At 42.1% G+C, this 14333-nt stretch carries 14 protein-coding genes and 2 pseudogenes; 2 read left to right on the forward strand and 14 right to left on the reverse strand.

The genetic code is table 11. The annotated features are described in order from the left end of the window. Nucleotides 1-46: 46 nt before the first annotated feature. The 3 genes from hofC to ppdD form a co-directional block, all read right to left on the reverse strand. Nucleotides 47-1246 (reverse strand): protein transport protein HofC, encoded by a 1200-nt coding sequence (gene hofC / locus BM329_RS08280; protein ID WP_092551533.1) that lies wholly within the window; start codon nucleotides 1244-1246, stop codon nucleotides 47-49. Continuing rightward, on the reverse strand, nucleotides 1243-2757 hold the full coding sequence (gene gspE / locus BM329_RS08285) for a type II secretion system protein GspE (protein ID WP_092551536.1): 1515 nt from the start codon (nucleotides 2755-2757) through the stop codon (nucleotides 1243-1245). Before gspE ends, hofC begins: the two co-directional genes overlap by 4 nt. Before the next feature lie 115 nt (nucleotides 2758-2872). Beyond that, entirely contained in the window at nucleotides 2873-3295 is a 423-nt protein-coding gene (ppdD, locus tag BM329_RS08290) for a prepilin peptidase-dependent pilin (protein ID WP_092551572.1), read from the reverse strand. Between the two features lie 667 nt (nucleotides 3296-3962). Here ppdD and BM329_RS08295 point away from each other — a divergent pair. Beyond that, a complete protein-coding gene (locus BM329_RS08295) occupies nucleotides 3963-4283 on the forward strand; it encodes a type II toxin-antitoxin system RelE/ParE family toxin (protein ID WP_092551539.1) in 321 nt (106 codons plus the stop codon). Then, nucleotides 4280-4561 carry a helix-turn-helix domain-containing protein gene (locus BM329_RS08300; RefSeq protein ID WP_092551542.1) on the forward strand — a complete coding sequence of 94 codons (282 nt, stop codon included), beginning with the start codon at nucleotides 4280-4282 and terminating at the stop codon, nucleotides 4559-4561. The genes BM329_RS08295 and BM329_RS08300 overlap by 4 nt, the downstream gene beginning before the upstream one ends. A gap of 483 nt (nucleotides 4562-5044) precedes the next feature. Here the strand turns inward: BM329_RS08300 and nqrM are convergent, their stop codons facing one another. The 11 genes and pseudogenes from nqrM to BM329_RS08355 all read right to left on the reverse strand — a co-directional run. Then, complete coding sequence (nqrM, locus tag BM329_RS08305; protein WP_092551545.1) at nucleotides 5045-5269, reverse strand: (Na+)-NQR maturation NqrM; 225 nt, start codon at nucleotides 5267-5269, stop codon at nucleotides 5045-5047. Nucleotides 5270-5283: 14 nt separating this feature from the next. Beyond that, the gene (locus BM329_RS08310; RefSeq protein WP_092551548.1) at nucleotides 5284-6312 is read right to left on the reverse strand and encodes an FAD:protein FMN transferase; all 1029 of its coding nucleotides are present in this window, start codon (nucleotides 6310-6312) and stop codon (nucleotides 5284-5286) included. 92 nt (nucleotides 6313-6404) lie between these two features. Next, entirely contained in the window at nucleotides 6405-7631 is a 1227-nt protein-coding gene (gene nqrF / locus BM329_RS08315) for an NADH:ubiquinone reductase (Na(+)-transporting) subunit F (RefSeq protein WP_092551551.1), read from the reverse strand. A gap of 15 nt (nucleotides 7632-7646) precedes the next feature. Then, nucleotides 7647-8243, reverse strand: a complete 597-nt coding sequence (gene nqrE / locus BM329_RS08320) for an NADH:ubiquinone reductase (Na(+)-transporting) subunit E (protein WP_010846626.1) — start codon at nucleotides 8241-8243, stop codon at nucleotides 7647-7649. Nucleotides 8244-8251: 8 nt separating this feature from the next. Continuing rightward, nucleotides 8252-8881: an NADH:ubiquinone reductase (Na(+)-transporting) subunit D gene (locus BM329_RS08325; RefSeq protein ID WP_092551554.1), complete on the reverse strand. Its 630-nt coding sequence runs from the start codon at nucleotides 8879-8881 to the stop codon at nucleotides 8252-8254. Beyond that, nucleotides 8874-9668, reverse strand: a complete 795-nt coding sequence (locus BM329_RS08330; RefSeq protein ID WP_092551557.1) for a Na(+)-translocating NADH-quinone reductase subunit C — start codon at nucleotides 9666-9668, stop codon at nucleotides 8874-8876. Before BM329_RS08330 ends, BM329_RS08325 begins: the two co-directional genes overlap by 8 nt. Continuing rightward, a complete protein-coding gene (locus tag BM329_RS08335) occupies nucleotides 9661-10899 on the reverse strand; it encodes an NADH:ubiquinone reductase (Na(+)-transporting) subunit B (protein WP_092551560.1) in 1239 nt (412 codons plus the stop codon). Before BM329_RS08335 ends, BM329_RS08330 begins: the two co-directional genes overlap by 8 nt. Before the next feature lie 3 nt (nucleotides 10900-10902). Next, nucleotides 10903-12246, reverse strand: a complete 1344-nt coding sequence (locus tag BM329_RS08340) for a Na(+)-translocating NADH-quinone reductase subunit A (RefSeq protein WP_092551563.1) — start codon at nucleotides 12244-12246, stop codon at nucleotides 10903-10905. 510 nt (nucleotides 12247-12756) lie between these two features. Further along, nucleotides 12757-13335 (reverse strand): annotated as a pseudogene (locus tag BM329_RS08345) (type I restriction endonuclease subunit R); the annotation flags it as partial. Between the two features lie 263 nt (nucleotides 13336-13598). After that, nucleotides 13599-13799, reverse strand: a pseudogene (locus BM329_RS08350) (SAM-dependent DNA methyltransferase); the annotation flags it as partial. A 19-nt stretch (nucleotides 13800-13818) separates the two neighbouring features. Beyond that, nucleotides 13819-14333 (reverse strand): IS630 family transposase (locus BM329_RS08355; RefSeq protein ID WP_245759041.1); only part of this gene is annotated, 515 nt, incomplete at its 5' end.

Consider the following 14333-nt stretch of genomic DNA (forward strand, 5'->3'; position numbering starts at 1 on the left):
GCTTTTGTGTCCTTGAGGAAGCATAATAAAATATGTAAATATTTTGTTAAGACAATATTGTCCCTAATTGAAAAATAGGCAGATACATGGCCAACAATAATAAACCAATAATCAATGCCATTATCAACATCAATAGAGGTTCAAGTAATTGAACTAAACTATCAGCAAGATTGATGGATTTTTCTCTATACCATTTTGCAATATTAAACAAGAATAATTCTAACTCGCCTGATTCTTCACCTATCATGACAAATTGCTGGCATAATGAAGGGAAATATGCTGCTTTTTTTAATGCATCACTCATAGGAATTCCCTGTTGGATCTGTTTATGTAAGCTTTTTACTCCAGCAATAAAAATTGGATGACGAGTGGCATTAATAGCACATTCCAGCCCTGTTGTTAGCGTTAACCCTGCTTTTTGTGTCATAAATAAGATATGAAATATCTGGTTTATTTGTTGATAAATTATCAATTGTTTAAAAAGAGGGAGCCTCAGCATGAGCATTTTTTCTTTTGTTTGCAATATTGAAAAACGCCTACGTAACCATAGGTAACCAGTTAGCAATATAAATATTATTATTAGTAGTAATAGGCCATACTGGATCAAAAAATCAGATCCCGACAAAACCCACTGTGTTAACAGAGGCAAGGTAGCATTAAACGAAGAGTAAACTTGTCGAAATTCCGGCAGAACAAAGATCAACATCAAAATAATGACTAACAGTGTTACAAAAGCGACTATCAAAGGGTAACGATAAGCTTTTTGCATTTTTTTCAGTAACGCATCCTGTTGCTCTAACTGATTGATGATTAACTGGCAGCAATTTTCAAGCTGGCCTGTTTGTTCTCCGACTGCAATAATTTGGCAGAATAAAGCGGAGAATAGCTTCGGATAATGAGCCAATGTTGTTGAGAATGATTCTCCTTGACTAATTTTCTGGATCATATCTGTTAATACACATCGCCAGAGAGCAAATTTGCAATCTTGCAATAAGATAACTAACCCCCGTAAAAGGGGGATGCCTGATGTTAGTAGCGTACTTAATTGATGAATGAAATGTAGGCGGTAAGCAACTTCTTTTTCACCGTAGTGAATCACTCTTTTACATTTAATGGAATAAGGTTGCAGATCGAGATGGCCTAAGTGCCGGAAGACACTTTTTTTACTGTAACCGATGCTTTCTCCCGCTATAATCTTTCCTTTATTGTTAATGGCTTGCCATTGGTAGATATACTCTATTTTCATACAGTTTCATGGCCTATAATCTGGTAAATCTCTTCAAGAGTAGTTATCCCTTTTTCTACTAATGTGATTCCTGACGAAAACAGTGTTGAACCCTGCTGCTGGATGAGTAAATGTGAGAGATTGCCAGTTAAATGTTCAGATAGTGTTTGCAGGAATTCTGGTTTAATTTCGAGAAATTCATAAATGGCTGTCCTGCCATAATAACCTGAAAAACAGTTGTCACAGCCAACCGCATGCCATTTTTTTAGTGTTAAAACTGATGGACTTTCTTCTTTATTAGTTATGTTAGGAATAATAGTCGGAGTGCTATCTTGTTGGCGACAGTGGGGGCAAAGTTTGCGAACTAACCGTTGGGCAATAATCAACTTCACGCATGAAGCTGTGGTATAGCCAGAAATTCCCAGATTTTGCAGGCGGGATAAGGTATCGATAGTCGAGTTAGTGTGTAGTGTCGATAAAACCAAATGGCCTGTTTGTGCAGCTTTCATTGATATTTCGGCTGTTTCATTATCACGGATTTCACCAACCATGATGATATCGGGGTCTTGCCGCAATAACGCCCTGAGAACTTTGGCAAAATCTAGCCCAATCTTGTTATTTACAGGTGTTTGATTAATGCCATTCAAAGGGATTTCTACGGGATCTTCAACACTACAGATATTCTTTTTAGCTTGATTTAAATATTGCAGACAACTATAGAGAGTGACAGTTTTTCCGCTGCCGGTTGGGCCTGTTACTAAAATCATGCCTTGTGGTAAATGGATCTTTTGTCTTAAAAGTTGTAACTGTGACTCAGGCAGGCCAAGTTGTTCCAATGACAATTGGTGTATGGTATTTAGAATTCGCAGGACTATTTTTTCTCCATGTAGTGTCGGCAGTGTAGATATACGTATCGCATAGTTATTCTTACTGTCGTTCCAGTCAAATTGCCCATCTTGTGGATGACGTTTTTCAGCGATGTTGAGTTTTGCGATAATTTTCAAACGGGCAGGAATACTCGCATTCATTTGAGGTGGCGGAGTTTTCATTGTATGTAATATTCCATCCACTCGAATACGTATTTGATAATTATTTTTAAAAGGCTCAAAGTGAATATCTGAGGCTCTTTTTTGTATTGCGGTTAATAACGTCTGATTAATTAACTGAATAACTGGGGCATCTATATCTTCATCTCGGATATTATTAGTTTGTATTGTATGATGATTGGAATAGTTGATGTTCAGTTTTTCTATACGATAAGACTCTATATCATCACTTTCTGCACAATAAATTTCTTCTGATATCAAAGGGTTTTCCTGTGTCAGCATAGATTCTATTTTTGCTTGAGGCCAAATATTTACATTTACAATTAGGCCAGAAACAAAACGTAATGCAGCGATGAAATCTTCGTTAGGTGATTTACTACAAGCTATGGTAATAGTATGGTGATCTTTTTGTATAACAATAGCCTGATACTGTTGACACAGATCTTTTATTTCTCTTTCCATTAATACATTTTCCTTATTTTTCATTAATAATATCCTTCATTTTTAAAGTTGTTTCCTATTTATCGAAAATTTCAACTAATTAGTTGTTTTTTTAACGTGATTAATGAGTTTGTTTATTTGATATAAAATTCTTTGGTATTTAAAATTTCAATGTTTCCTGACATTTCATTTTCAATGATTCATTCTTAGATTCACAAATAGTTTTCCACTGAGTGAATCCTGTTTTAATATCCTGAGTTGGTTTTAAAATAACATTCAAACCACCGAGGTTTTGTTGACCTGTAACGATTATTTCTCCTTCTTTTACTGAGATGGTGCTGATATATCGGCTATTATGGCCGGATGGAATGGAAACTTGTCCTGAATTGCATTCTTTATAATTCTCAGTTTCAAAACGACAAAGCTCTATTCCTGATCTATAAGGTACAATAGCTTGTAGCATATCGGTTAATGCTGCTTTTTGGATATATCCTTGATAACTGGGAATGGCAATTGCGCCGAGAATTGACACGATAGCCATAACAACCATCACTTCAATCAATGTAAATCCTTGCTGGTTCATTTTTTTTCCTTTTTTATAGTTTGGTGCCATATCCGATTGCAGATATGGCTATAATCTTCCAAATAATTACGTCGCTACAATATTGTGCCGCAATGCCGCAATGCCGCAATTTGAAATCTATTGGGGATAAATGCGGATGAGAATAAGTATGAATTAAAAGGAGAAAAATAAAATAGCCTTCATGATATTTATCGAATTGGTTCGAAGAAATAATCATGTGTTACATTTTTTGCAAAAAAAATTTCGAGCCTGTTTGAAAATAAAAGATCCAAAGAAATATAGGACGCTTGAAAGTGCTATACCCAATGGATTTCAAGATGCAGCGCGACGGCAAGGGAATGAATCCCCAGTCACATAGTTAACTATGTGACTGGGGTGAGTGAGCGCAGCCAACAAAGCCGCAACTTGAAAGACGACGGGTATAATATGCTAACCTGTTACATTTTAATAGACCGTGTCATCTGGATGGAGGTTCAGTAACCTGTCAAGTTCACGACTCAACCTAATGGGGGCACTCAATTAAAACAACTGGATACAGCGAAAACTGCCGCTCACAGCGCCTCAATTCGCAAAAGTTAGCAAAATATAGAATGCCTGTAAAATCTTACGGGTCCCACTCAGTTGACTCAATTCAACCTATCATATATGATAACTACAAAAGGCAGACATGAGCTGGAATATTGATTTTTACCACGGAGTAATGGATAACATTCTGGATATGCCCCCTAAGATTCAAGCAAGAATGCTAAAACTGCTCGAATTAATGGAACAGCATGGCGCTAACCTTGGGTCTCCACATACTGAACCTATGGGTAATGGTTTGTTTGAGCTACGAGCAAAAGCGAAGGAAGGAATTGGTCGAGGCTTATTCTGCTACCTTGATGGCTCGAATATCTACATTCTCCATGCTTTTGTTAAGAAGAGTCAAAAAACATCTAAGAAAGATTTAGACTTAGCCAAAAACCGCATGAAAGAGGTGAAAAAATGAGTCAACTACAAGCTCTTAAAGCTAAAGCATTACAAAACTCAGACGTGAAACAGGCTTATGATGAATTGAATGATGAATTCGAACTCATCAACACATTGCTGAGTATGCGCACTGAGGCGAAGTTAACTCAACAGCAAGTTGCAGATCGAATGGGAACTAAAGAAAGTAACATTTCCCGACTGGAAAAAGGAAAAAGTAACCCAACTTTAAGCACACTGGTAAATTATGCAAAAGCCTGTGGTTTCCAGCTCGATTTCAGCTATCGGCGCAATAGTTAATTATGTGATAAAAATCTATGGTCCCCACCTTTTTTGCAACACTGATTTTTGATTGATGTTGGCTTGCTGAAATCTATCCGGCGTCACTATGGGCAGGGATGCCCGCGCCTTGATGAGTTCCGCACCTGATAAGCCTAAAAAACTGCACGGCTTCAGAGAGCCATTTTTTATGTCAGAATTCTATCAGGTCGATAAGCCGTTCATGTCATCAATAATCAGTCTTCGCAAAACCAGATTGGGAACCTGTCTCTTATACACATCTCAAATTCCGGCCAAATGACCATAATTTGAGAACTATACAAGCTGATTTTAAAGGAAATATTCTCGAGCACCGTATTGAAGAGCTTTAAATAATTCTCATAAAAACAGCAAGATATAGAGTTGTCTATAAGAGATAGTTATTGCAGGGGCTTTTTCTAACAACGGGTTATACTCACATACTATTTCTCAGCTGGTGACTAATTTTTAATAAGAGATTTGTTATTACAGAATACGATTTTTCACCAGCTGAGCATTACGCGCAGTTTCCCTTGCCTCACGCTTTTTACGGGCATCACAGGGTTCAGGGCAATCACACACTTTTTCTACACCAATGCTTCCCAGACCACCACAGCTGCCTTGAATGCTCTTGCGCTTAAAGATATAACCCAGCGACATTCCTGCAAAAGCCAGCAAGAAAAAGATAAAAGTGGCGATAAAGACTTCCATAACTTCCCCCTATCTCATTTTTTCTGTAAGTATGACTTAAAAGCAGTACTGTAACGCTCTTCAAAACCCTCTTTGGTTTTCACAATCATAAAGACGGGAATATTCAGCTTCTCAGCTAATTCCATTCCTTTTTCTGGCCCTAATACATCCAAGCCTGTCGAGAAGCCATCTGCACTCATACATGTCGGTGCAATCACAGTAATCGAAACCAGATTATGTGTGATAGGTCTGCCCGTTTTAGGATTAATGGTGTGAGAGTAACGCACTCCATTCTGTTCAAAATAGTTCCGGTAATCACCTGATGTTGCAACAGACATATTGCCCGGCTCAATAATTTCCTGAGCGCTCTGTGCTATGCCGGTATCCGATGGTTTTTCAATCGCTATCCGCCACGGATTTCCCTTGCCATTATTACCTGATGTGCGAACTTCACCACCAATATCAACCATGTAATTTTTGATGCTCTGTGATTCCAGATACTCGGCTACAGCATCAACGCCATAACCTTTGGCAATAGAAGAAAGATCGACATAAAGTTCAGGAATAGCTTTAATCAGATTATTGCCTTCAATAGACAAATGTTCGATACCCGTCCACACTCGGCGGGTCGCTAACTCCTCATCTGTTGGTGCTTTGGTTATTCGCCCTTCCGGCCCGAATCCCCACAGATTGACCAATGGGCCAACAGTGACATCCAACGCACCTTCTGTCAGTTTATTGATGCGAATAGCTTCTTTAACGACTTTCGCCGTAGCGGCAGACACAGGAAAAGGTTTATTCACTTCGCGGCTTTGATTAAAACGACTCAATTCAGAATTTGGCCGGTATGTAGACATCTGGTCGTTTACTTCTTCCAGTAGCCGATCAATCTCTTTTTGCAGGTTTTCCGGAGCAGGGACAGATGAATCAGCGACATATTTAACGGAATAATAAGTCCCCATCGTCTGCCCATTAAGATTTTGTTGTTCAGGGCCACCACATGCTGCCAGCAGCATAACCGCAAACAACAATGCTCCCCAGTTGATCATTTTTTTACTCAACATAACTTACTCTTTCTGACTTATTTGGACTCTTTCTGAATCGTCAGCGCCCACATTTTGTGGGCGCTTGTCGTTAAATAAATGAATTACAACCATCAGCCGCCGAAATCATCCAGCATGATGTTTTCATCTTCTACACCGAGGTCTTTCAACATCTTAATTACCGCAGCATTCATGACCGGAGGCCCACACATGTAGAATTCACAATCTTCTGGTGCCGGATGATCTTTCAGGTAGTTCTCATACAGGACGTTATGAATGAAACCTGTGTAACCATCCCAGTTATCTTCCGGCAAAGCATCAGACAATGCCACATTCCATGTGAAGTTCTCGTTTGCTGCTGCCAGTTGGTCGAAATCTTCGGTATAGAACATCTCACGCTTAGAACGTGCACCATACCAGAAAGAGATCTTACGCTTGGAGCTTAAACGATTGAGCTGGTCAAAAATGTGGGAACGCATTGGTGCCATACCTGCACCACCACCGATAAAGATCATTTCTGCATCAGTGTCTTTCGCAAAGAATTCACCGAATGGGCCGGAAATCGTTACCTTATCACCCGCTTTCAGTGACCAAATATAAGAGGACATAATGCCCGGTGTAACATCTGGGTTTCTTGGTGGTGGAGTTGCAATACGCACGTTCAGCATGATAATACCGTGCTCTTCCGGATAGTTCGCCATTGAATATGCGCGAACTGTTGGCTCCTTGACTTCAGAGACATAACGGAACAAATTGAATTTATCCCAATCTTCACGGTATTCCTCTGGTACGTCATAGTCAGCATAACGGGCAACGTGTGGCGGACATTCAATCTGAATGTAACCACCTGCGCGGAATGGAACCACTTCCCCATCAGGCACTTTCAGCTTCAGTTCTTTAATGAAAGTCGCTTTGTTATCGTTGGAGATAACTTCACATTCCCATTTTTTGATGCCGAAAATATCTTCTGGCAATTCGATTTTCAGATCTTGCTTAACGTTGACCTGACATGCCAAACGGCAGCCTTCTTTTGCTTCACGCTTATTGATGTGGGAAAGTTCAGTTGGCAGGATATCACCACCACCTTCCTTGATTTTCACACGGCACTGACCACAAGAGCCACCACCGCCGCACGCAGAGGAAACGAAAATTCCCTGACTGGAAAGCATGTTCAATAATTTGTCACCAGCGGGGGCTGAGAAACTCTTGTCCTCATCGCCGTTGACTTCAACTTTAATATCCCCGGTGTTCACTAACTTAGATTTTGCGAACAAAATCAATGCGGTCAGTCCCAACACTATCAGGGTAAACATTACTACGCCTAGAATAATTATATCCATGAATTCTTCTCGCCTTTAGAGCTGCACACCGGAGAAGGACATAAAGCCCAATGCCATCAAGCCGGTGGTGACAAAGGTAATTCCCAACCCTTTCAGACCTGCCGGAACATCTGCATATTTCAGTTTTTCACGGATAGCAGCCATCAGAACAATCGCCAGCATCCAGCCCATGCCTGAACCGAAACCGTATACGATGGATTCACTGAAGTTATAGTCACGCTGCGCCATGAAAGAAACGCCACCGAAGATTGCACAGTTCACCGTAATCAACGGCAGGAAAATTCCCAATGCGTTGTAAAGTGCCGGAACATAACGGTCTAAGATCATTTCCAGGATCTGTACCAGTGCAGCAATGACACCAATAAAGGTAATGAAGTTCAGGAAGCTCAAGTCCACCCCGTCCATCAAAGCCCCGTCACGGAGTACCAGATTGTAGACAAGGTTATTGGCAGGAACGGAAATTCCCAATACAACGGTTACAGCAACACCCAGGCCAAACGCGGTTTTAACGTTCTTTGATACCGCCAGAAACGTACACATACCAAGAAAGAAAGATAACGCCATATTCTCGATAAAGACGGCGCGGACAAACAAACTAATATAATGTTCCATTTTGTTTGTTACTCCTTCTCAATCTGCGCAGGTTTCAGCGTCCGCAGACCCCAAATCAGCATACCAATAATGAAGAATGCGCTCGGTGCCAGCAGGAACAGACCATTTGGCTGATACCAGCCCCCATTTTTGACTGATTCCAGTACGGTCATGCCGAACAACTTGCCTGAACCAAACAGTTCACGCAGGAAACCAACCAGAACCAGAATAACGCCGTAGCCTAGGCCATTGCCGATGCCATCCATGAAACTTTCAACAGGAGGTGACTTCATGGCATAGGCTTCAGCACGTCCCATTACGATACAGTTCGTGATGATAAGGCCCACAAACACCGATAGCTGTTTAGAAATTTCGTAGGCATAGGCCTGCAAAATCTGGTCTACCACGATAACCAGCGATGCAATGATCGCCATCTGTACAATGATTCGCACACTGCCGGGAATGTAGTTACGAATCAATGAAATGAAAAAGTTAGAAAATGCAGTAACTAAGGTTACAGCAAGGGTCATAACCAATGCAGTTTCCAGTTTGGTGGTAACAGCCAATGCTGAACACACACCCAAAACCTGCAATGCAATCGGGTTATTATCAAATAACGGCCCAAGAAGAACGCGTTTTATCTCTTTACTATCAGCCATCTTTCAATGCTCCCTCACGTACTTTTTTCAGGAACGGGCCAAAACCGTTATCACCCAGCCAGAAATCAAACATATGCTGAACACCGTTAGAAGTCAGGGTCGCGCCGGACAGACCATCTACACCGTAAGGGTTATCACCTGCTCCGCCACGAACGATTTTCAGTGCCGGAATACCTTGCGGGTTATAAAGTTTTTTACCTACCCACTGTTTACGCCATTGTGGGTTATCCACTTCACCACCCAAACCCGGGGTTTCACCATGAGAGTAGTAAGTAACGCCGCGGGATGTGACACCGTCTACATCAATGGAAATGAAGGCATACATCACTGACCACAGACCTGAACCGTATATTGGCAAAACCAGTTCCGTCGTTTTGCCATGCTCGTCTTTAACCAGATAAATTTCTGCCATATTGGCACGGCGACGAATTTTTGCCAGATCCTGCTCTGGTGATAAAACGATACTGGTTTCATCGCTGCGCAGAGCATTTTTCAAATCAAAATCACCCTTGCCTTTTTCCAGCGTTGCTGCTTTTAAATCAAGCAGTTCAGGTTGGATGCGATTGTCATAAATGGCTTTGATTTCCGTACTCGTCATATCAGGTTTTAGCAAACCTGCCACATCCAGAATATTGCGTTGCTTATCCAGCAGTTTCTGCTCCTGCTGTTGCGCTTTCAAACCTACGGCTGACCCTGCAACTACAATCGAACAGATAAGGCACAGCACAAAAACAACGATAAACGTTCTGCCGATGCTGTCATTATTTTTTGGTTTATCATTAGCCACGGGCTTTTCTCCGCTTAATATTGGCCTGTACGACCAGATAATCGAATAGTGGCGCGAACAGATTAGCGAACAAAATCGCCAACATCATCCCTTCTGGATAAGCTGGATTGACTACCCTGATCAGAACACACATCACACCAATCAGAATACCGTATGCCCATTTCCCTTTATCTGTAAATGCCGCGGATACTGGATCAGTCGCCATAAAGATCATGCCGAATGCAAAGCCGCCCAGAACCAGATGCCAGTACCATTCCATAGCAAACATTGGGTTAGTGCTGGAGCCAATTGCATTAAACAGGTAAGACGTTGCAATCATACCGAGCATTACACCGACAACAATGCGCCATGAAGCGATACGGGCAAACAGAATGATGGCACCACCGATGAAAATCATCAGCGTAGATACTTCACCGATTGAGCCGGGAATGTTACCAAGAAAAGCATCCATCCATGTCACAGGCTGACCAGTGATGGTATTGACCAGACCGTGGCTGCCCGCCGTTGCCCATTGGGACAGAGGCGTTGCACCAGAGAAACCGTCAGCCGCCGTCCACACTAAGTCACCTGAGATCTGGGCCGGATAAGCAAAGAACAGGAAGGCGCGGCCAGCCAGTGCGGGGTTCAGGAAGTTACGACCTGTACCACCGAAGATTTCCTTTGCAACCACAACACCAAAGGTAATCCCTATGGCTGCCTGCCATAATGGCAGGGTGGGCGGTACAATCAGTGCAAACAGGATGGAACTGACAAAGAAACCTTCGTTGATTTCATGTTTGCGGATAACGGCAAACAAAACCTCCCAGAAACCACCAACGACAAAAACGACTGCATAGATTGGCAGGAAGTAAGTTGCGCCCAGCAACATTTTACTGCCCCATCCGGCATCTGGTGTCAATGATGCACCAAGAAACTGAGCAAGCACATAGTGCCAGTCAGAAGTCAGGATCTGCTGTAAAGCATCTCCATTGTATAAGTGAGTCAGGGCAGGTATGGATTGATTTCCAACATTATACATCCCCCAAAACATGACAGGGAAAACAGATAGCCATACCAGAATCATCATACGTTTGAGATCAATGGCATCACGGACGTGGGCATTTCCTTTTGTCACGATACCCGGAGTGTAGAAAACGGTGCTCACTGCCTCATAGAGAGGATAATATTTCTCCAGCTTGCCACCGGCCTCAAAGTGGGGTTCTACTTTTTCAAATAAATTTTTCAGGCCCATGAATTACCCTTCCAGCTCAATCTTAGTCAGTACGTCACGCAATACCGGACCGTACTCATATTTGCCGGGGCAAACATAGGTACACAATGCCAAATCTTCCTCATCCAACTCCAGACAACCCAGCGCCTGACAACTATCAGTATCGCCTGCAAGCAAGTCCCGCAACAGGTGAGTTGCCATAATGTCCAGCGGCATTACCCGCTCATAGTTGCCAATTGGCACCATGGAACGCTCCCCGCCATTTGTCGTGGTTGAGAAAGCAAAACGTTTCTTTTTCAGGAAATGACCAATCGTGGTGCGGGTAATGGAGAATTTATTAACCCCGGGTGCAATCCAACCGAACAGCTCTTTTTCACGGCCTTCAGCGAGTACTGAAACCAGAGTATGGAAACGACCAAGATAATGACAAACGTCATCTGATTTTGTACCGCAGAGCACAGAACCAGAAACAATACGGTTTTCACCCTCTTTCAGCTGATCTTGCGTTAACTCAAGCAAATCAGCACCCAATTGAGTACGCATCAAACGCGGTGTTTTAACTTGAGGCCCCGCCAGAGATATTATGCGATCAGTATAAAGTTCACCTGTTGTAAACAATTTACCGATAGCAATGACATCCTGATAGCCCAAGTGCCATACCGTTTTATGCGCACTAACTGGTTCAATGAAATGGATATGGGTACCAACCAGCCCTGCCGGATGTGGCCCAACAAATTGGTTATAGGTGATTTGAGCGTTGTTTCCTGAGCTTGGAATATTTCCAGCGTCATGACAGACGTGGACTTTTCCTTCTGTCAATTTTGACAAAATATTCAGGCCATCAACAAAAGCCTCTTCCTGAGTCGCAATAACGACTAATGGATCAGCAGCCAAAGGCTGAGTATCCATTGCTGTAACGAAGATTGCCTTTGGTGTGGAACCGGGAACAGGAGAACGACTGAAAGGACGTGTACGCAATGCTGTCCATAATCCTGATACAAGCAGGTTTTTTTCTACCTGTTCACGGCTCAGATCAGCAAGTTCCGCACGATCATAACGATCAAACATCACTTTCTCATCACCATTCATTTCAATCACTACAGATTGCAGGACACGGCGTTCACCACGCCCGATGGTTACTACTTTCCCGCTTGCGGGACTCGTGAAAACAACCCCTGGATTCTTCTTATCTTCAAAAAGAATTTGACCTTTTTTGACATGCTCACCTTCCTTAACCAGCATAGAAGGACGCATTCCAACATATTCTTCGCCCAGCAAAGCGACATGGCGAATCGTCGGACCGTCTTCTATAACTTGGGCAGGAGATCCTGCTATCGGGAGGTTGAGTCCTTTTTTAATTTTAATCATAAGATTTGCACAAATTTATCAGTTAAATCATATGCTACAGATTACCCTGCGGTATCCCTTGGGTATTTCCTCAGGTAATGCGTAGCGACTTCAGTAATTAAAAACATCTTGAGCGACATATGCCTCAAGTTATTCACTCCGATAATCGTTACAATTTTCTCTTAATTTTCGCCGGCGGTAATTCTAACATCTCCCCCACAGACTGTCTGATTAATCAAGTGACATAGCTCAAGCAAATAGGAATAATTTCTCTGCTAAATCGTTAACTATTCGAGAAAGACGAAATGAATCCTCATTTTTCTCTACAATAGGGCAATTTTCAACCAAAATTAACTTCACGGAGGTAGGATATCACTGCTATCTTTTACTCAACATTTCACCAAAAAAATTTCGTAAAGTTAATGATAAACTTGGGGCGTGTTGACGTTTTGTGAGGGGAATTTCTCCCGCTGAATACGAAAAACAATGGGAAAAGGCTAGAAATGTGTCCTAAAGTTCTTGACCGCTACACTTGTAATTGGTGTAATTCTTTAGGACATCAAGAATAAATCCTTCTTCAATGGCTTGGCGCATTGAGTAAATATGATAAGCCTCAGGTTTATTCTGTTTTGAAGCAGGCAAGTCTGGATTGGGGAGACGACCAAATAATTCGATAGTTTTTGGTTTTGGTGTTGCGGTAAACGCATAATAACTGAGATTAGAACTACCGGAACGAGCCGCAACCATTGCGTTAATTGTATCTTCGGAAGAAGGTTCTATTTCACCCGCTTCTTCCTTCATCAATACTTCTTTCAACTTACCTGCCGTCGTGCCGGTTTGTGATGAGTGTGCTTCATCGGCGATGACTGCATAACGACGCTCTTTCAAGCTTGTGCTGTTCTCAATGGCTTTAATCACAAATGGGAAAGTTTGAATAGTGACAATAATTATTGGCTGTGAAGTTTTCAGCGCAGCCGCCAATTTCTCTGATTTTGAACCATTTCCCTCTTTATGATTAATACGGACAACAACACCATCCTTGTGTTCAAATTGATAGATAGTTTCTTGTAGCTGATCATCTAAATATGTTCTTACAGTCGATACAATAACATCACCGTCCCTAACAATTCTCCGAGCCCGAGATGGCGCCTCACCAAAAATAATTGTTTCTACGTGAGATATTCCTGAAAGGACCGATACACTACCAATATCTACATATTCAAGTTCGACATCTTGTCTTGTAGAGTCAGCAATTACCTCATCATTATATGTACAAATAAATTTTAAAGGTTTCGCTTCCCAATGACTTGGAATACTTCTCAACCACTCAACCCCAGAATCCTTATATTCCGGATACGCCTGATACTTACTCATTACGAATGCACCTCTTGCAGCAGTTTCATAATCTCAGCACTGACTTTATCCAAATCGGCATCAATAGCTGCAAGGTCGCGCGGAGGCTGATAAACATAAAAATGGCGGTTAAAGGGTATTTCATATCCAACAACGCCGATTTCACCCTCTTTTTCATCGCGCTTATCCGCATTGATCCAGGCATCAGCAACATGCGGTTGTATAGCAGAATCAATATAATCAGACATAAGTCACATGCTCTGTAAACAGCTCATCAATAGAGCATCTTTCTCGTCTTCTTGTTGTTTTTGTTTCAGCCCATTTGTTTTCGATAGGATTTAAATCTGGGCTGTAAGGCGGAAGCCATTCTAACTGGCATCCGTGATCGGTTATCGCTTTTCGCGTGTCACCGCGTTTATGGAAAGGGGCATTATCCATCACAATCACTGTCCCCTTAGGGAGCTTCGGCAACAAATCTTGTGTCAGCCAGGCATGAAACACATTCGCATTAATGGTTCCGGCAAACAAACTTAAGGTCACAAAGGTATTTTTAATGATAGCACCAATGGCATTAATGCGGCCTTTGTGCTGCCAGTCATGTAAACCAAAACAGCGGGACCCTTTTAACGAATAGCCATGCGTACGTGGCATGGACTGCTCAAAGCCGCTTTCATCCAGATAAACAATCTGTTTGCCCGCCTGCTCATGATGGCGGATACGCTCGCCAAATACCTGACGAGCGTGTTCGTCAGCGG

The sequence above is a fragment of the Xenorhabdus koppenhoeferi genome (genome assembly GCF_900116635.1).
In the GTDB taxonomy this organism is placed as follows: domain Bacteria; phylum Pseudomonadota; class Gammaproteobacteria; order Enterobacterales; family Enterobacteriaceae; genus Xenorhabdus; species Xenorhabdus koppenhoeferi.

What these genes read in the sequence shown, in the direction of transcription:
- hofC (WP_092551533.1), bottom strand. Translation starts at nt 1,246, where the DNA reads ATGAAAATAGAGTATATCTACCAATGGCAAGCCATTAACAATAAAGGA.
- gspE (WP_092551536.1), bottom strand. Translation starts at nt 2,757, where the DNA reads ATGAAAAATAAGGAAAATGTATTAATGGAAAGAGAAATAAAAGATCTG.
- ppdD (WP_092551572.1), bottom strand. Translation starts at nt 3,295, where the DNA reads ATGAACCAGCAAGGATTTACATTGATTGAAGTGATGGTTGTTATGGCT.
- BM329_RS08295 (WP_092551539.1), top strand. Translation starts at nt 3,963, where the DNA reads ATGAGCTGGAATATTGATTTTTACCACGGAGTAATGGATAACATTCTG.
- BM329_RS08300 (WP_092551542.1), top strand. Translation starts at nt 4,280, where the DNA reads ATGAGTCAACTACAAGCTCTTAAAGCTAAAGCATTACAAAACTCAGAC.
- nqrM (WP_092551545.1), bottom strand. Translation starts at nt 5,269, where the DNA reads ATGGAAGTCTTTATCGCCACTTTTATCTTTTTCTTGCTGGCTTTTGCA.
- BM329_RS08310 (WP_092551548.1), bottom strand. Translation starts at nt 6,312, where the DNA reads ATGTTGAGTAAAAAAATGATCAACTGGGGAGCATTGTTGTTTGCGGTT.
- nqrF (WP_092551551.1), bottom strand. Translation starts at nt 7,631, where the DNA reads ATGGATATAATTATTCTAGGCGTAGTAATGTTTACCCTGATAGTGTTG.
- nqrE (WP_010846626.1), bottom strand. Translation starts at nt 8,243, where the DNA reads ATGGAACATTATATTAGTTTGTTTGTCCGCGCCGTCTTTATCGAGAAT.
- BM329_RS08325 (WP_092551554.1), bottom strand. Translation starts at nt 8,881, where the DNA reads ATGGCTGATAGTAAAGAGATAAAACGCGTTCTTCTTGGGCCGTTATTT.
- BM329_RS08335 (WP_092551560.1), bottom strand. Translation starts at nt 10,899, where the DNA reads ATGGGCCTGAAAAATTTATTTGAAAAAGTAGAACCCCACTTTGAGGCC.
- BM329_RS08340 (WP_092551563.1), bottom strand. Translation starts at nt 12,246, where the DNA reads ATGATTAAAATTAAAAAAGGACTCAACCTCCCGATAGCAGGATCTCCT.